Source organism: Treponema sp. (assembly GCF_024696245.1).
In the GTDB taxonomy this organism is placed as follows: Bacteria; Spirochaetota; Spirochaetia; order Treponematales; family Treponemataceae; genus Treponema_D.
In genome coordinates, this window is record NZ_JAILGZ010000126.1 from 1 (window position 1) to 13753 (window position 13753).

The window sequence follows — 13753 nt, forward strand, 5'->3', positions numbered from 1 at the left end:
TTGCAGAAGGTATGGCCCGTGCTCTTGGTGGAGGAGCAGCTGCTTCTCCTGCAGGCGGAATGGGTGCTTCTCCTGTATTTACAGGTGGTTTTGCCGGAGGAACAGCTGCAGGTGCTGCTGCATACCCATCATTGGCTGCTGCATTCCGGCACCTGTCATCATGCCCATACCACCCATAGGAGAAGCAGCAGCACCTGCAGCTGTTCCTCCGGCAAAACCACCTGTAAATACAGGAGAAGCACCCATTCCGCCTGCAGGAGAAGCAGCTGCTCCTCCACCAAGAGCACGGGCCATACCTTCTGCAACAGAACCACCTACGGCTTCCCATAAAGTGTAATCCTGTCCGTCAAGTTTAAGCTGGAAGGTAATAAGGGCAAATTTATTCTGAGGCATACGAACCATAGCTTTTGGCTGGCTCACTGCTTCAGGAGGATTTGTTACAAGACCTGGTAATTTTCCGCCTTTAGAAAGTTCAGTGATTTCTGAACCTGACATAGATGAAATGACTTCAGAAAGTACTGAAAGTCCCATATCATCAAGGGCAGGATTATCTTCCTTGTTAATAAGGCCAACAAGCTTGGTTGCAAGTTCATTGGACATAACAAAAAGGTGATCACCTATAAGTCCGGTAGAATAATCTGCCATAACGGCAATTAATTCTTCCGGTAAACGTGACATAAATACATCACGGTCACTTACTTCTACATCAGCAGAACTTACAGAAGCATCCTTTTCTGTCATATTCTTAATGACTTCTGCAAACTTATCTTTTGTTGAAGACACAAAGTTCTGCAGTGTCGGTATGTCAATATTTGCTTCCGGAACAATAGAAGAAGTACCGCCGGAAGTAAGTCCGCCCATGTCTACGCCGGACAGCAATGCGTCAATTTCTTCCTGTGAAATAGAACCTTCACTCATATAGTTTCTTCTCCTTCTGCACTAAGTTCTTCGAATTCTTCATCCTGAATTTCTTCAATCTTACTTATAATCTGTACTGCCATTTTTTTACCTACAACACCAGGCTGACAGTAGAATTTAGGTTTACCACCTACACTAAGGGTAAGAGGATCCCCTACTTTTGCATTTTCAAGGCGGATTACATCACCAGACCTTAATCCAAGAACATCTTTAATCGGAACACTAATGCTGCCGATTTCTGCAACAATCTTCATGGAAACATCAGCAAGCTTTTCTTTAAGTGTGCTGAGGTACTGGGTTGTAGAACCACGTCTTACCGAACTGAACCAGAAACTTGATGAAAGCTTTGATACAATCGGCTCTATAGTAATGTAAGGAATACAGATGTTCATCATACCTGCTTCCTCACCAATCTTAATTTCAAGGGTTACAAGGATAACCATTTCGTTTGGAGGTACAATCTGAGCAAACTGAGGGTTTGTTTCAATCTGCTGCAACCTTGGACGAAGATCAATTACCTGTGTCCATGATTCACGCATATTTGCGAGAATACGAACAATAATACCTTCCATTACGGACTGTTCAATATCCGTAAGGTCTCTGTTTACTTTACCACCGGTATCACCTTTACCACCAAAAAGGCGGTCAATCATAATAAATGTGATTTCCGGAGCTATTTCCAAAACCGCATTACCTTTGAGAGGGTCCATATTGATTACAGCAAGAGTTGTAGGAGTAGGAATGGACCTGATGAATTCCTCATATGTAAGCTGGTCTACTGATGCAACGTGTACATGAACAAGGGATCTCAGCTGTGCCGAAAGGCTTGTTGTTGTTAAACGGGCAAAAGATTCGTGCATGTTAGATACTGTACGAATCTGTTCCTTTGAGAATTTATCCGGACGGCGGAAATCGTAAATCTTAATTCTTCGGGTGTCACTGACCGGCTTAAATTCATCGGAATCACTTTCCCCTGAACTGATTGCCTGAAGGAGCTGGTCAATTTCATCCTGTGAAAGAACTTCGTTCATTGCTGGATCACATCCTTCTGGGTAAATTTAATATCCCTGATTGAAGAACTAGTCAAAATATCTTCATTTATCTGATCTTTAATCTGAAGCTTAATGACTTCCTCATTTGTCGGTTTAAGATCTTCAACTGTACATTCAGCAAAATAACGCCTCAAAAAGTCGATAATTTCAACCTGTCTTGCAGTTATTTCCGAAGAAGCACGCTTGTCATCCTTTTTATAACCGATTGCTACAGTAACTGTAACGCTTGCTGGAACAAGATCACTTGTCTGAGTTCTAATCTGATCAATAGATCTGTACCATTCAAGTTCTTCTCTTGTTGCCTTATATTCTTCTGAAATAGGAGTATTTTTTGCTGTTCCAGAAGGATCCATAATCTTAAATACTGCTACGGCTATAGTTACAACTAAAATTACAGCAGCAATACCAATAAGAATCCACTTTAAGAGCCCGGAAAAAAGACCGCCAACGCCGCCTTTTTTTGATGAGGTGTCAAGACCACCTTCACCAGCACCTAAATCATCTGCTGCGCCTTCATCTGCCATATCCTTCCTCCAAGTATCAACTGCCGGGCAAAAAGAAACTAAAGTTTCATAAAAAGCCCTCTGTATTTATTATCGGTTTTATTTTTAAATATCTTAGTACTTTAATTATTCCTGCTGAAAAACTAAAAATGTCCGTCATCAAGAACAATTATATCAACACGCCGGTTATAAGCCCTTTCTTCCTCAGTACTGTTTTTAGGAAACTTCGGACGGGTGTCTGCATAACCTGCAATTGAAAACATCTTTTCATCTACTCCAAAATCTGACAGATAATGAAGTACATTTGCGGCTCTTGCAGCAGATAATTCCCAGTTACTTGGAAATTCACTGTCTGCAGCTACCGGTGTATTATCAGTATGACCTTCTATTCTCCAGCGCCTGCCTTTTACTTCTTCAGCCCTGAAAAAGACTGAAATATTACGTAAAGTGTCACGGGCTTCTTCCATATCAAGTTCTGCACTTCCCTGTTTAAAGAAAGAATCAGAAGCCAGGGATATTACTATACCCCTTTCATCACTGGTAATTGTAACTTTGTTTGATTTCTGCATCGGGGCAAAACTGGAAACAGCCTTTTTATAAGCTGAACCAAGAGCCTTACCCTTTTCCATAGACGGAAGGGCACTGACAACGTTTCCCATATCAGCAAGACTGCCGGGACTTAAAGAAATACCGCCGCCAGTATTATTATTGGAAATAGAAGCCTGAAGAGCCGCCATCTGAATGGCATCTGATTCATCAGGATTATAAAGCATTACGAAGAAGCAGAGCATGAGTGTAATCATGTCTCCATAAGTACCCTGCCACGCGGTTGATGGTTTTGCCGGCTCTTTCTTTTCTTTCTTTGCCATTTTTAGTCCTTAAGAACGTCGGCTTCAATTGCCTTTCTTGTTTTAGGATCAAGAAAAGTAAGAAGTTTCTGAGCAAGAATACGAGGGTTATCACCAGTCTGAATGGAAAGAATACCTTCAAGAACCATTTCCTTGGCATTCATTTCACGGGTGTTCTGAGCTACAAGTTTTGTACCCATAGGACCGAAAAGCCAGTTGGCAAGCATGGAACCGTAAAGTGTTGTAATAAGGGCAACCGCCATGTTAGGACCAAGGGAACTTTTATCTTCAAGGTTCTGCAACATACCAATAAGACCAATAACCGTACCCATCATTCCCCAACCTGGAGCATAACCTGCCCACTGAGCCATAACGCCTGCCCATTCCATATGACGGGCTTCTGCCTGAGCCATTTCGTTTTCAAGAATTGCACGGATTGCTGAAGCATCACTACCGTCGACCATAAGACGAAGACCTTCTTTTAAGAAGTTATCATCAATATCATCAAGACCTTCTTCAAGGGCAAGAATACCTTCACGTCTTGCCTTTTCTGCAAGGTTAACCATGTTCTGTACTGCTGTTTTTTCTCCAAAATCAAAGGTCTTAAAACAACGACCAAGGATACCCCAGATTCCAACTGCAAGATTCATTGGAGATGATACGAAGAGAGCCATATAGGATCCGCCGACAGTAATGATAAGGGACGGAATATCGATGATGTTCATAACAGAAGAACCGCCGGAAATAACACCCAGCATAACCATGGCAACGCCACCGATAAAGCCTATAATAGTAGCTATATCCATTTATAAAAATCCTCCCCAATTTTTACACTAGAATAAACGTTTTTATAATTCCTGACTGTAATTACCAATGCGCTTCCTGTATTCAACAATACGGTCAATAATCTGTTCCGGAGTTTCCGAAACCACAATTGTCCTGCCGGAGAGCAGCGTCAGGGTCAAATCCGGTCTAAGCTCCATACATTCAATCTGATGAGGATTAATCCAGTATTTTTTTCCATTCAGACGCGTAACTTCAATCATAAAATATCACTTTTAATAATGGCCGTAATTCCTTCAGCCGTCAAGTATTAAATCAAAATTCAGATAAAAAATCTACACCATAATTATACACCAAAATAACAAGTTTTTTTTGTTTTTTTTTATTTTCAGCAATAAGATAAAAGCATGAAAAATCAGATTCTTGTAATTGAAGACGTTCCTGAAATGTCGGAACTTATTTGTCTCTACATGAACAATGCAGGTTATGAATGCAAAAGCTGTGAAACTGCAGAAGATGCTGTAAAAGCCATGACAGAAGGTTACAAACCTGATCTGGTACTTCTTGACCTTAACCTTCCGGGCATGAGCGGCCTGGAATTTTTAAGGTATTTCAGGCAGTATCACAAAACAACCATACCTGTAATCATTGTAAGCGCCAGAGATGCTGATGAAGACATCATTACAGCCCTGGGCTATGGTGCTGACGACTTTGTTACAAAACCATTCAGCCCTAAGGTCCTTGCTGCAAGAGTAAAGGCAAAACTGGACAGGCTTTCAATAACAGAAGCTTCTGTAGAAGAAACCATTACCTTTGGTCCTTTTACCCTTTACTGCAACAGCTGCATATTAAAGAAAGACAATGTAAAGATTCCCCTTTCTACAAAAGAATATGAAGTTCTTGAGTATCTGGTAAAAAATGACGGAAGACCTCTTAATCCTGAATCAATTTACAATCACGTATGGAAAAACTCCTACGGAGACCTTACTGCAGTTGCAGTTTACATTCAGCGTTTAAGAAAAAAAATTGAAGATGACCCGGCTAATCCAAAATACATAAATACTATGTTTGGAATGGGCTACAGGTTTGACAGATGACCATTAAATCCCAGCTCAGGATACTCATCCTTATAGTAGTAATAATACCTCTTACAGCCATTATTACCCTGCCGGTATATCATTACCTTACCTCTCCTGCCCGCTACCTGATGCAGGGCTATGAAGAAGTAAAGGAACTGGGCAGCATAAGGATGAGTGATAACGAGTGGGCAGAAGTCAGGGAAGCCATTCACAATGTTCCACCGGGAATAGAAATACTTATTTTTTACGATGACACCATTATTACTTCCAATTTTCCCCAGTTAAAGTCAGGAGACCACATAACCAAGGGTGAACTTTTTGACTTTATACATACAACAAGCTCTGAATTTGACTATCAGATTCACGAAGGAAGGGCCGGCAGTAAAAAAGAAGAAGGCCTTAGCAGGGATAAAAGAGAGTGGAATGAAAGAAAAAATATACTTACTGTCTGCCGCTCCCCTATTACAAGAGAAAACAAAAGGGGCTCAAAATTTCTTCTGCCCTCCCTTATTTTCCTTCTTGTATTTGAAACGGGAGTAATCATCATTATATGGAAAGTCTCCAAATCCATAGCTTCTTCCATCACTTATGTAGAAGAAAGAACCCGCCATATAGCTGATGGAGACCTGGATACTAAAATTGACGAAAATCAGATTAATAAAAAAAGCTCAAATGAAATTACTTCACTTATAAAAAGCCTTGAAAAAATGCGTTCATCCCTTAAGGCTGATGAAGAAAGACGTATAAAATTCATTATGGGTGTCAGCCACGACTTAAGGACTCCTGTTGCCCTTATAAAGGGATATACGGAAGCCATAACTGACGGCGTTGCAGGAGACATGGATTCTGCTTCCGTAAAAAAATCCCTGGATATCATTCATTCCAAAAGTGAAGCCCTGGAAGACATGATTAATGACCTTATTAATTATGTTAAGCTTAACAGTACTGACTGGGTAAGAAGCCTTGAAGTAAGGGAAGTTAAGCCTGTTCTTGACGAAATAGCCTCTTCTTTCCGTTCAACGGCAGATCTTTACAAAAGGCAAATCAGCACAAACATTGATATTCAGCCGGCTGTAAAGATTCCTCTGGATAAAACACTTTTTGAAAGAGCCGTACAGAACATTTTTAATAATGCAGTCCGATATACAAAAGACGGAGACCAGATTAAATTCCAGGCTCTCCAGGATAATAAGTGTATTAAGATTTCCATTGAGGATTCTGGCTGCGGAATTGCAGAAAAAGACCTTAAAAATATTTTTGATCTTTTCTACAGAGCCTCTTCTTCCAGAAGGGAAGCCGGTTACGGTATCGGGCTTTCTGTAGTAAAGACAATTGTTGACTCAATGAACTGGAGTATTGACGTAAAGTCCCAGCTTAATGAAGGCAGCTGCTTTACCATTACAATACCTTTAGACCAGAACAGAACTGATTTATAAGATTTTCAATTCTTTCCCGGTTGTCTGCATCTACAATAAAGGCGCCGGGAATCCCTTTCATAAAGGTATACTGTTTTTTTGCATAATGACGGCTGTCCAGCTTTATTTTTTCCTTAATTTCTTCCCGCTTTAGTCCTTCTTCAAAAAATTCACTGTAGCCGATAGCTTTCATGGCAGGTGTATCTTTTGTACATCCTGAAGCTTTAAGAGCCCTGACTTCTTCTTCAAGGCCTTCTTCAAACATCCTGTCTACCCTTAAATCTATCCGGCGGTAAAGATCTTCCCTCTGACGATTCAATATAAGGACAAGAAAATCAAAATCCCTGCGGAGGGAATCAGGCATTTTATAAGAAGACAAGGGTTTTCCTGAAGTGTAAAAAACTTCCAGTGCACGACATACCCTTCCGTGATCATTAGGACTGATTTTTGAAGCATAAAGGGGGTCTAAAGCAAGAAGTTCCCTGTAAAGAGTGTCAGGACCTTCCTGGTCAAGGCGTTTTTTAATTTTAAGGCGTATCTCATCAGGACAAACAGGAGCTTTTGTAAGACCCATGAGAAAATTCCTCATATAAAAACCACTGCCCCCAACTACAAGGGGAAAATGATTCCGGCTTAAAATTTCCCTACAGGCAGAATCAGCAGCATCCATAAACTCCCCTGCTCCAAACTGTGTCTGGGGATCAGCTATATCTATTAAATGATGGGGAAGTTCTTCCATTTCTGCAGGTGAAGGTTTTGCAGTTCCTATATTAAGGCCCCTGTATACAGTCTGAGAATCTGCACTAACAACTTCACCCCTGCCTTTAAAACAAGAAAGGCTGCTCTTTCCGAACAAATCCTCGGCAAGGGCAGTCTTTCCGCATGCAGTTGGTGCAAAAATTACTATTACGCTTTTCATCTTACGATTTAGCGCTTGGATTCCTCAATTGAATATTTTACATCACCGGTAAAAAGCTGTTTTGCTGCAAGGCTAACAACCTTTCCGTCATTTTCTTCAAGAAGAGGATCCTTTGTCATAGCAAGCTGATATGCGCGGCGGCTGGCAGCAACCGTAATTTCATACATCCCTTCTTTAAATTCTACCATATTCTCAAGTGGAAAAATCATAGCTACTTCCTTCTTTTAAAATTGTAACCATATATTACACTAAAAGGTCTTTCTTGTCTACGCTCAAAAAAAGGCTCAAAAAAAAGGTAAAAATCCCTTAATTTTAAAAGACAAGTAAGTCTTTTTTAAACACAACATTAAAAAAAAGGAGTATATTAATACCATGGGTGAGAGAAATAAGTGTACTCAGGCAGTAATTCTTACTGTCAGGGAGCAGGGAGAAAACAACAGGAATATCTGTGCCCTTTCTCCTGATCTTGGAATATTCAACGCACTTCTCTATGGGGGACCTAAAAACAGGCTCAGGTCTCTGGTACAGCCATTTAACTGCGGGAACATATGGCTTTACGAAGACGAAGTAAAACATTCCAGAAAAATAACGGACTTTGATTCCAAAGAATTTCACCCATCATTCAGGGACGATATTTATAAAATCTATGCAGCAAATCTGGCTGGAGAACTTGTTCTTAAAACAAAATGCGCCGGAGAAAACAGCCGTTCCTTTACACTTTTAAGGGCTTTTTTAAACGGAATTGACGCCTCTTCAGAAGAAGAAGCAAGGCTTGGAACAATCAGGTTTTTATGGAGATATCTTGCCCTTCTTGGCATACAGCCTGATCCCCATGAATGTGCAGAATGCGGAAAAAATCTTCTTTTAGAAAACTCCAGGTCCTATTATTCTGAATATTCATCTGCCTTTATCTGTTCAGACTGCTGTCACAGTTACAGGGATTCTCATGAAAGCAGCAGCAGGATTCTGGAAACTGATTCCACAGCCCTTAACTATCTGAATGCCATAAATGAACTGACTCCCGGAAGTGTAAGGCGGATGAAGTTAAGTGCAGATTCAGCCTATAAAATGAAAAGAGTTGTTTTTCATATACTTGAAAATTCTGCAGGCACTCTGCTGAATACTTTAAGAACTGGAGAAGGAATTCTCTAGCCCATAAATGTGTAAATAAAAGTTATATAAGGAATATATATGTCCCAGTGGATAAAAAAAGAGATTACAAAAACAGAAATTGACGACATGAGAAGCAGGTATGGTCTTGATGCCCTTAGCGCAAGCATTCTTTCCAGAAGAAACGTTACCCAGGGCAAGGACATTCTGTATTATATGGAAGATGACATGAGGTTTACCCATTCACCCTTCCTCTTTAACTCAATGGAAGATGCAGTAGACCGTATTCTTGAAGCAAAAGAAGAAGGAGAAAAGGTCCTTATCTTTGGAGACAGGGATGTAGACGGGGTTACTTCTACTACGGTACTTTACGACTGTCTTACTTCCATGGGAATGGACGTAAGGTACAGGCTTCCTTCAGGAGATGATGCCTACGGTCTTTCAATTCAGGCTGTAGATGATTTTGAAAAAGAAGGTGGTACATTAATCATTACGGTTGACTGCGGTATCTCCAATGTTCAGGAAATCGCCTATGCCTGTGACAAGGGAATGGATGTAATTGTTGCAGACCACCATAACGCCCCAGAGATTCTTCCGGAAAACGCCATTCTTATAGATCCTAAACTTGAAGATTCAGGTTACCCTTTTAAAGATATATCAGGCTGTGCAGTAGCCTTTAAAATTGTAAGTGCCCTCAGGTTCAGCGAAAGCAAATGGTACAAGCAGGAAGTAACACTTTTAAATGTAAGGCCCCTGACTGATGCCTACATGATTGAATGTATAAAGCTCAGAAACCTTGTTCCTGTAAGCCGCATGGACGAAACTGTAGTACCAGGCACTGTAAGCATAAGCAGGACAAGACTTCCGGAATACCTGAAGGGGCAGCTTATCCTTGTGTGGGATGAAAATACAATAAAAAAAGAACTTAAAAATATTTTTGGTTCTGGAATTGAATTTAACTTTCTTGACATCAGGACAGAAATATCAAGGCTCTTTCCTCAGTTTGCAGATTCTTCACTTTTAAGAATCAAGGACATGTCTAAGATTGCAAGATACGGTAATCATGCACCTACGGAAATCGGAGGTTTTTACAATATCTATGTAACTTACGTACAGCAGTCCCTTAAAAAAGAAAAACCTGCCCTGACTTCCCTGGAAGAAAAAGACCTGCAGCTAGTAGCACTGGCAGCCCTGGCAGATATTATGCCTATGAAAAACGAAAACCGTATTTTTGTAAAAAAGGGACTTGAATACCTTAATGCCCAGAGGGCAAGACCGGGGCTTAAAGAACTTCTAAGCAGGCTTAATCTTTTAGGAAGACACATTACTTCTATAGACTTAAGCTGGAATGTAATATCAAACCTTAATGCAGCAGGAAGACTTGGACAGCCGGAACTGGCAGCCCAGCTTTTTCTTACAAAAGACCCTTACGAAAGGGAAGCTGTTGCAGATAAAATCCTTGCCCTTAATCAGGAAAGAAAAGATTTGTCCCAGCAGGCATGGAACAACGGAATACTTCAGGCCCAGGCATCCATACCTAATTACAACGGGAATCTTTGTGTAGTAATTGACCCGAGAATCAACAGAGGTGTATGCGGTCTTCTTGCAGGCAGGCTTGTTTCTACCTACGATATTCCAGCCATGGTTGTAACTGTACTTGATGATATGGCTATAGGCTCAATGAGAAGCTGCAGGGGCTTTAACCTTACTGCATTCCTAAATAATCTCTCATCCCTCTTCCTTAACTTTGGGGGACACAACGCAGCCGCAGGATTCAGCCTTAAAAAAGAAAATCTTCCGGAACTGGAAAAACAGCTTAAACTTTATTCTTCTTCAATAGAACTTGAGAATTCAGAAAAAGATACTTTTGATGTGGACGCAGAACTTCCGGCAGCCTATATAACCAGTGACATAATAAAAATCTGTGACAGGTTTGAACCTTACGGAGAAGAAAACCCTGCCCTTGTTTTTATGGCCAAAAATCTTACCGTAACAGATGGAATTGCCATTGGTAAAGGAGAAAAGCAGCACCTTAAACTTAATATTCAGGCTGGTAAAACCCGCTGGCCTGCCTTATTCTGGAATGAAGGAGAAAAGCTTCATACAGAAATAGAAATTGGAGATAAGGTGGACATTCTTTTTAATGTAGAAAGAAATGTATTTAACGGTGTAGAAAATCTTCAGCTTATACTTAAAGATATAAAAAGATCAGAAGGAGAACAAAAATGAAAAAATTAACTTTACTTTTAATAACCCTTTTACAGTTTACACTTATATATGCAGAAAAATATTCAGTTAAAAAAGACAATGCCTTTTATCAGGTCAGCTATGAAAGCAAGGCTTATCCAGGCGATGCAGAATTTGTAAGAATGACTGTCAGTCCCGTAAAAAAAAGCGGTAAAAATCAGCTTAAGGATACAAAGGCAAGCCTTACTCTTTATCTTAATCAGAAAAAGATTATATCTTCCGACTTCTATCTTCTTGAAGAAAAAGATTCTTCTTCAATTACAATGCTTACAGGACTTCCCCTTTCTACCTGGTGGGATCAGGAAGACGGCTGGTCTTTAAAAATCACCTGCTCCCTTTATGGCAAAACAGAAGAAACTCTTGAACTTCCTTTTACTTTAATGCACAAAGATTTTATAAGCGAAACCCTTTATCTTGATGAAAAAAACACTTCAATAAAAACCGATTCATCTTCAAGAAGACAAAAGGACATAGAAAAGCTTAATGCCATACTGGCCCAGATAAATACACAAAGCCTCTGGCAGAAAAAGGCCTTTACCTTTCCTGTAACTTCAAAAAGAAGAACTGCATTTTTTGCAGACAGACGTATTTACAAATATAATACCGGAGGCTCTACAACAGGACTTCACCACGGAATTGATTACGGAATTCCGGAAGGAACAGATGTTTTTGCCTGTGGAAGGGGAAAAGTTCTTCTTGCAGAAGACAGGGTATCTACAGGCTACAGCGTTGTTATAGAACACCTGCCGGGACTTTACAGCCTTTATTATCATTTAAGCCGTCTTGATGTTAAGGAAGGAGACTTTATTGAACAGGGAGAAAAAATAGGACTCAGCGGATGCACAGGACTGGCAACAGGGCCTCACCTTCACTGGGAAGTAAGGCTTTTAATGCAGTCAGTAAATCCTGATTTTTTCCTTAGAGATTTTACTTATTCACAAGAGTAAGGAATTCTTCTTCGCTGATAACAGGAATACCTAAAGAGGCAGCCTTAACGTTTTTTGAAGAACCTGAAGAAGTATCATTTGTTACAAGATAACTCAGGCCCTTAACAACGGAAGATTTTACGCTGCCTCCATTTTCCTTTACAAGATTCTGGGCATCAGTCCTCTTCATGGAATGAAGTTCACCGGTAAAACAGAAGGAAAGGCCTGCAAGACTGCCGGACTTATCACCTTCTTCAAGACTTATTGTTCCGGAAGAAACCAAAGACCTCATTTCTTCCCTGCATTCTTCAAGGCCACTGCATAATGTAGCTGCCATTATTCCTGCAAAGCCGTAAACCTTTTCTATATCTTCCGGTGAAGCAGAAAGAATTTTTTCCAGGGTTGAATAGCCTGCATCCATAAGTTTTTCTACAACAGTTTCTCCAATATTTTCTATGTCAAAACCTGCTATAAATCTTGCAAGGGTAATCTTTCTGTGAGATTGAATTGAAGCAGCAACTTTTTTTGCTCCCAGGGATTTTTTATCCTGAGAAATACTGTCTTCATTAAGAAAATAAGGAGTCAGTTTTTCTTCATCCAGGGAATATATATCTGTTATGGATTTTACAAGTCCGGTATTAAAAAGCTGGGTAACAAGAGTCTCTCCCAGATCCCTTATGTCACATACAGAAACCCATTTTAAAAGCTGATGAAGGACTTTTTTAGGACAGCTTTTGGAAGGACAGTAAAGACGGCTTCCTTCATCAACAAGCTGACTGCCGCAGGAAGAACATTTTACAGGGTAAGAAACAGGAGAAGTTACAGCTGAACCGTCATTTTTTAATACAGCTTCTATTTTAGGAATAATTTCTCCCCTTTTTACAACTACTACATGACTTCCAATCATCAGTCCCAGGGAACGTATATTGTTAGGATTTGCAAGGCTTGCCCTTTGAACTGTAGTACCATTCAGGTCAACAGGATCAAAAACTGCAACAGGAGTATAGGTAGCTCCGTTTTCGTTCCATTCAACATCCCTTACTACAGATACAGCTTCTTCCAGACTGAATTTAAAGGCTATCTGTCTGTCAGGTCTGTCACGGCTGGCATCTTCATGATTAACAGCCCTTTCCTTTATTACAAGACCATCAATATCATAATCAAGGCCCTTTCTGAATTCCATTACGGAACTTCTGTATTCAATTACCTCTGAAGCTGATTTGCAGATTTTAAGGGGAACAACATTAAAGCCACAGCTGGTAAGCCAGGTAAGTTTTTCTTCTTCATCAGAAAAAGGCTGTTCTCCCTGTGTTGCCCAAACGTCATATACAATAAGACAAAGGTGTTCACTGCCTTCTCCGTCCTTTCTTTTCATAAGTCCATTGGCAGCATTACGGCAGTTTGCCTTATCTGAATAGTATTTCTTATGAACTTCATGGGTCATTATAACTTCACCACGAATTCCACCGGTAAATTTTTCTGTCTGATTATTAATTTTAAGGCTTTTAATTACTCCCTGCATTTTTACTGCATTATCAGTAATTACATCGCCTGTTGAGCCGTCACCCCTTGTTACAGCCCTTACCAGACTGCCTTCGTTGTACTGAAGTTCAAGACTGGCTCCATCAAGTTTGTATTCAACAAGGTATTCTGAATAAGTATGCTTTTGAGCCCAGGCAAGAAACTGTTCCGGGTCGGCAGCCTTTTCCTGACTGCCCATAGGCATTACATGAGGAGCTTTTTGAAAGTTACCGGAATCCTGACCTACCTTATGAAGAATAGGATTTGCAGGGTCAAGGTCTTTAAGTTCATCCCAGAGTTTATCAAATTCAGCATCTGAAATTTCACCTTCACCGTTGTAATAGGATTTCTGGTATTTAAGGATAAGTTTTTCAAGTTCAGCAATACGATTTAAGTTAAACTCATGTTCCAGATCAAAAAGCTCCATTTTAT

Annotated in this window: 14 protein-coding genes; 5 read left to right on the forward strand and 9 right to left on the reverse strand. The window is 40.2% G+C overall.

Features of this window, described 5'->3' with window-relative positions; all coding sequences use genetic code 11:
• Positions 1-78: 78 nt before the first annotated feature.
• The 6 genes from K6D58_RS08730 to K6D58_RS08755 form a co-directional block, all read right to left on the reverse strand.
• Entirely contained in the window at positions 79-918 is an 840-nt protein-coding gene (locus K6D58_RS08730) for a flagellar motor switch protein FliN (RefSeq protein ID WP_296829814.1), read from the reverse strand.
• Positions 915-1949: a flagellar motor switch protein FliM gene (gene fliM / locus K6D58_RS08735; protein ID WP_296829816.1), complete on the reverse strand. Its 1035-nt coding sequence runs from the start codon at positions 1947-1949 to the stop codon at positions 915-917. Before fliM ends, K6D58_RS08730 begins: the two co-directional genes overlap by 4 nt.
• A complete protein-coding gene (locus K6D58_RS08740) occupies positions 1946-2494 on the reverse strand; it encodes a flagellar basal body-associated FliL family protein (protein WP_296829818.1) in 549 nt (182 codons plus the stop codon). The genes fliM and K6D58_RS08740 overlap by 4 nt, the downstream gene beginning before the upstream one ends.
• A 122-nt stretch (positions 2495-2616) precedes the next feature.
• The gene (motB, locus tag K6D58_RS08745) at positions 2617-3342 is read right to left on the reverse strand and encodes a flagellar motor protein MotB (RefSeq protein WP_296829819.1); all 726 of its coding nucleotides are present in this window, start codon (positions 3340-3342) and stop codon (positions 2617-2619) included.
• 2 nt (positions 3343-3344) lie between these two features.
• Positions 3345-4127 carry a motility protein A gene (locus K6D58_RS08750; protein WP_296829821.1) on the reverse strand — a complete coding sequence of 261 codons (783 nt, stop codon included), beginning with the start codon at positions 4125-4127 and terminating at the stop codon, positions 3345-3347.
• Positions 4128-4169: 42 nt separating this feature from the next.
• Positions 4170-4367, reverse strand: a complete 198-nt coding sequence (locus tag K6D58_RS08755; RefSeq protein ID WP_296829823.1) for a flagellar FlbD family protein — start codon at positions 4365-4367, stop codon at positions 4170-4172.
• Between the two features lie 144 nt (positions 4368-4511).
• Between K6D58_RS08755 and K6D58_RS08760 the strand changes: the two genes are divergently transcribed.
• Positions 4512-5201 (forward strand): response regulator transcription factor, encoded by a 690-nt coding sequence (locus tag K6D58_RS08760; RefSeq protein WP_296829825.1) that lies wholly within the window; start codon positions 4512-4514, stop codon positions 5199-5201.
• Positions 5198-6619 (forward strand): HAMP domain-containing sensor histidine kinase, encoded by a 1422-nt coding sequence (locus tag K6D58_RS08765; RefSeq protein WP_296829827.1) that lies wholly within the window; start codon positions 5198-5200, stop codon positions 6617-6619. The genes K6D58_RS08760 and K6D58_RS08765 overlap by 4 nt, the downstream gene beginning before the upstream one ends.
• Here the strand turns inward: K6D58_RS08765 and miaA are convergent.
• Together miaA and K6D58_RS08775 are read right to left on the reverse strand one after the other, a co-directional pair.
• The gene (miaA, locus tag K6D58_RS08770) at positions 6582-7517 is read right to left on the reverse strand and encodes a tRNA (adenosine(37)-N6)-dimethylallyltransferase MiaA (protein WP_296829829.1); all 936 of its coding nucleotides are present in this window, start codon (positions 7515-7517) and stop codon (positions 6582-6584) included. The two genes, K6D58_RS08765 and miaA, sit on opposite strands and share 38 nt — an antisense overlap.
• A gap of 8 nt (positions 7518-7525) precedes the next feature.
• Entirely contained in the window at positions 7526-7726 is a 201-nt protein-coding gene (locus tag K6D58_RS08775) for a DNA-directed RNA polymerase subunit omega (protein ID WP_296829831.1), read from the reverse strand.
• Between the two features lie 163 nt (positions 7727-7889).
• Between K6D58_RS08775 and recO the strand changes: the two genes are divergently transcribed.
• Genes recO through K6D58_RS08790 form a run of 3 tightly spaced genes read left to right on the forward strand, consistent with a single transcriptional unit; the run spans position 7890 to position 11821 of the window.
• Positions 7890-8669 carry a DNA repair protein RecO gene (recO, locus tag K6D58_RS08780; RefSeq protein WP_296829833.1) on the forward strand — a complete coding sequence of 260 codons (780 nt, stop codon included), beginning with the start codon at positions 7890-7892 and terminating at the stop codon, positions 8667-8669.
• Between the two features lie 39 nt (positions 8670-8708).
• Positions 8709-10856, forward strand: coding sequence for a single-stranded-DNA-specific exonuclease RecJ (recJ, locus tag K6D58_RS08785; RefSeq protein ID WP_296829835.1), 2148 nt, complete (start codon positions 8709-8711; stop codon positions 10854-10856).
• Positions 10853-11821 carry a M23 family metallopeptidase gene (locus tag K6D58_RS08790; protein ID WP_296829837.1) on the forward strand — a complete coding sequence of 323 codons (969 nt, stop codon included), beginning with the start codon at positions 10853-10855 and terminating at the stop codon, positions 11819-11821. The genes recJ and K6D58_RS08790 overlap by 4 nt, the downstream gene beginning before the upstream one ends.
• Here the strand turns inward: K6D58_RS08790 and ligA are convergent.
• Positions 11802-13748 (reverse strand): NAD-dependent DNA ligase LigA, encoded by a 1947-nt coding sequence (gene ligA, locus K6D58_RS08795; RefSeq protein WP_296829839.1) that lies wholly within the window; start codon positions 13746-13748, stop codon positions 11802-11804. The genes K6D58_RS08790 and ligA overlap by 20 nt on opposite strands.
• Between the last annotated feature and the right edge of the window lie 5 nt (positions 13749-13753).

Excerpts from the sequence above, each read along its gene's own strand:
- K6D58_RS08730 (WP_296829814.1), bottom strand. The coding sequence starts at position 918 with ATGAGTGAAGGTTCTATTTCACAGGAAGAAATTGACGCATTGCTGTCC.
- fliM (WP_296829816.1), bottom strand. The coding sequence starts at position 1,949 with ATGAACGAAGTTCTTTCACAGGATGAAATTGACCAGCTCCTTCAGGCA.
- K6D58_RS08740 (WP_296829818.1), bottom strand. The coding sequence starts at position 2,494 with ATGGCAGATGAAGGCGCAGCAGATGATTTAGGTGCTGGTGAAGGTGGT.
- motB (WP_296829819.1), bottom strand. The coding sequence starts at position 3,342 with ATGGCAAAGAAAGAAAAGAAAGAGCCGGCAAAACCATCAACCGCGTGG.
- K6D58_RS08750 (WP_296829821.1), bottom strand. The coding sequence starts at position 4,127 with ATGGATATAGCTACTATTATAGGCTTTATCGGTGGCGTTGCCATGGTT.
- K6D58_RS08755 (WP_296829823.1), bottom strand. The coding sequence starts at position 4,367 with ATGATTGAAGTTACGCGTCTGAATGGAAAAAAATACTGGATTAATCCT.
- K6D58_RS08760 (WP_296829825.1), top strand. The coding sequence starts at position 4,512 with ATGAAAAATCAGATTCTTGTAATTGAAGACGTTCCTGAAATGTCGGAA.
- K6D58_RS08765 (WP_296829827.1), top strand. The coding sequence starts at position 5,198 with ATGACCATTAAATCCCAGCTCAGGATACTCATCCTTATAGTAGTAATA.
- miaA (WP_296829829.1), bottom strand. The coding sequence starts at position 7,517 with ATGAAAAGCGTAATAGTAATTTTTGCACCAACTGCATGCGGAAAGACT.
- K6D58_RS08775 (WP_296829831.1), bottom strand. The coding sequence starts at position 7,726 with ATGATTTTTCCACTTGAGAATATGGTAGAATTTAAAGAAGGGATGTAT.
- recO (WP_296829833.1), top strand. The coding sequence starts at position 7,890 with ATGGGTGAGAGAAATAAGTGTACTCAGGCAGTAATTCTTACTGTCAGG.
- recJ (WP_296829835.1), top strand. The coding sequence starts at position 8,709 with ATGTCCCAGTGGATAAAAAAAGAGATTACAAAAACAGAAATTGACGAC.
- K6D58_RS08790 (WP_296829837.1), top strand. The coding sequence starts at position 10,853 with ATGAAAAAATTAACTTTACTTTTAATAACCCTTTTACAGTTTACACTT.
- ligA (WP_296829839.1), bottom strand. The coding sequence starts at position 13,748 with ATGGAGCTTTTTGATCTGGAACATGAGTTTAACTTAAATCGTATTGCT.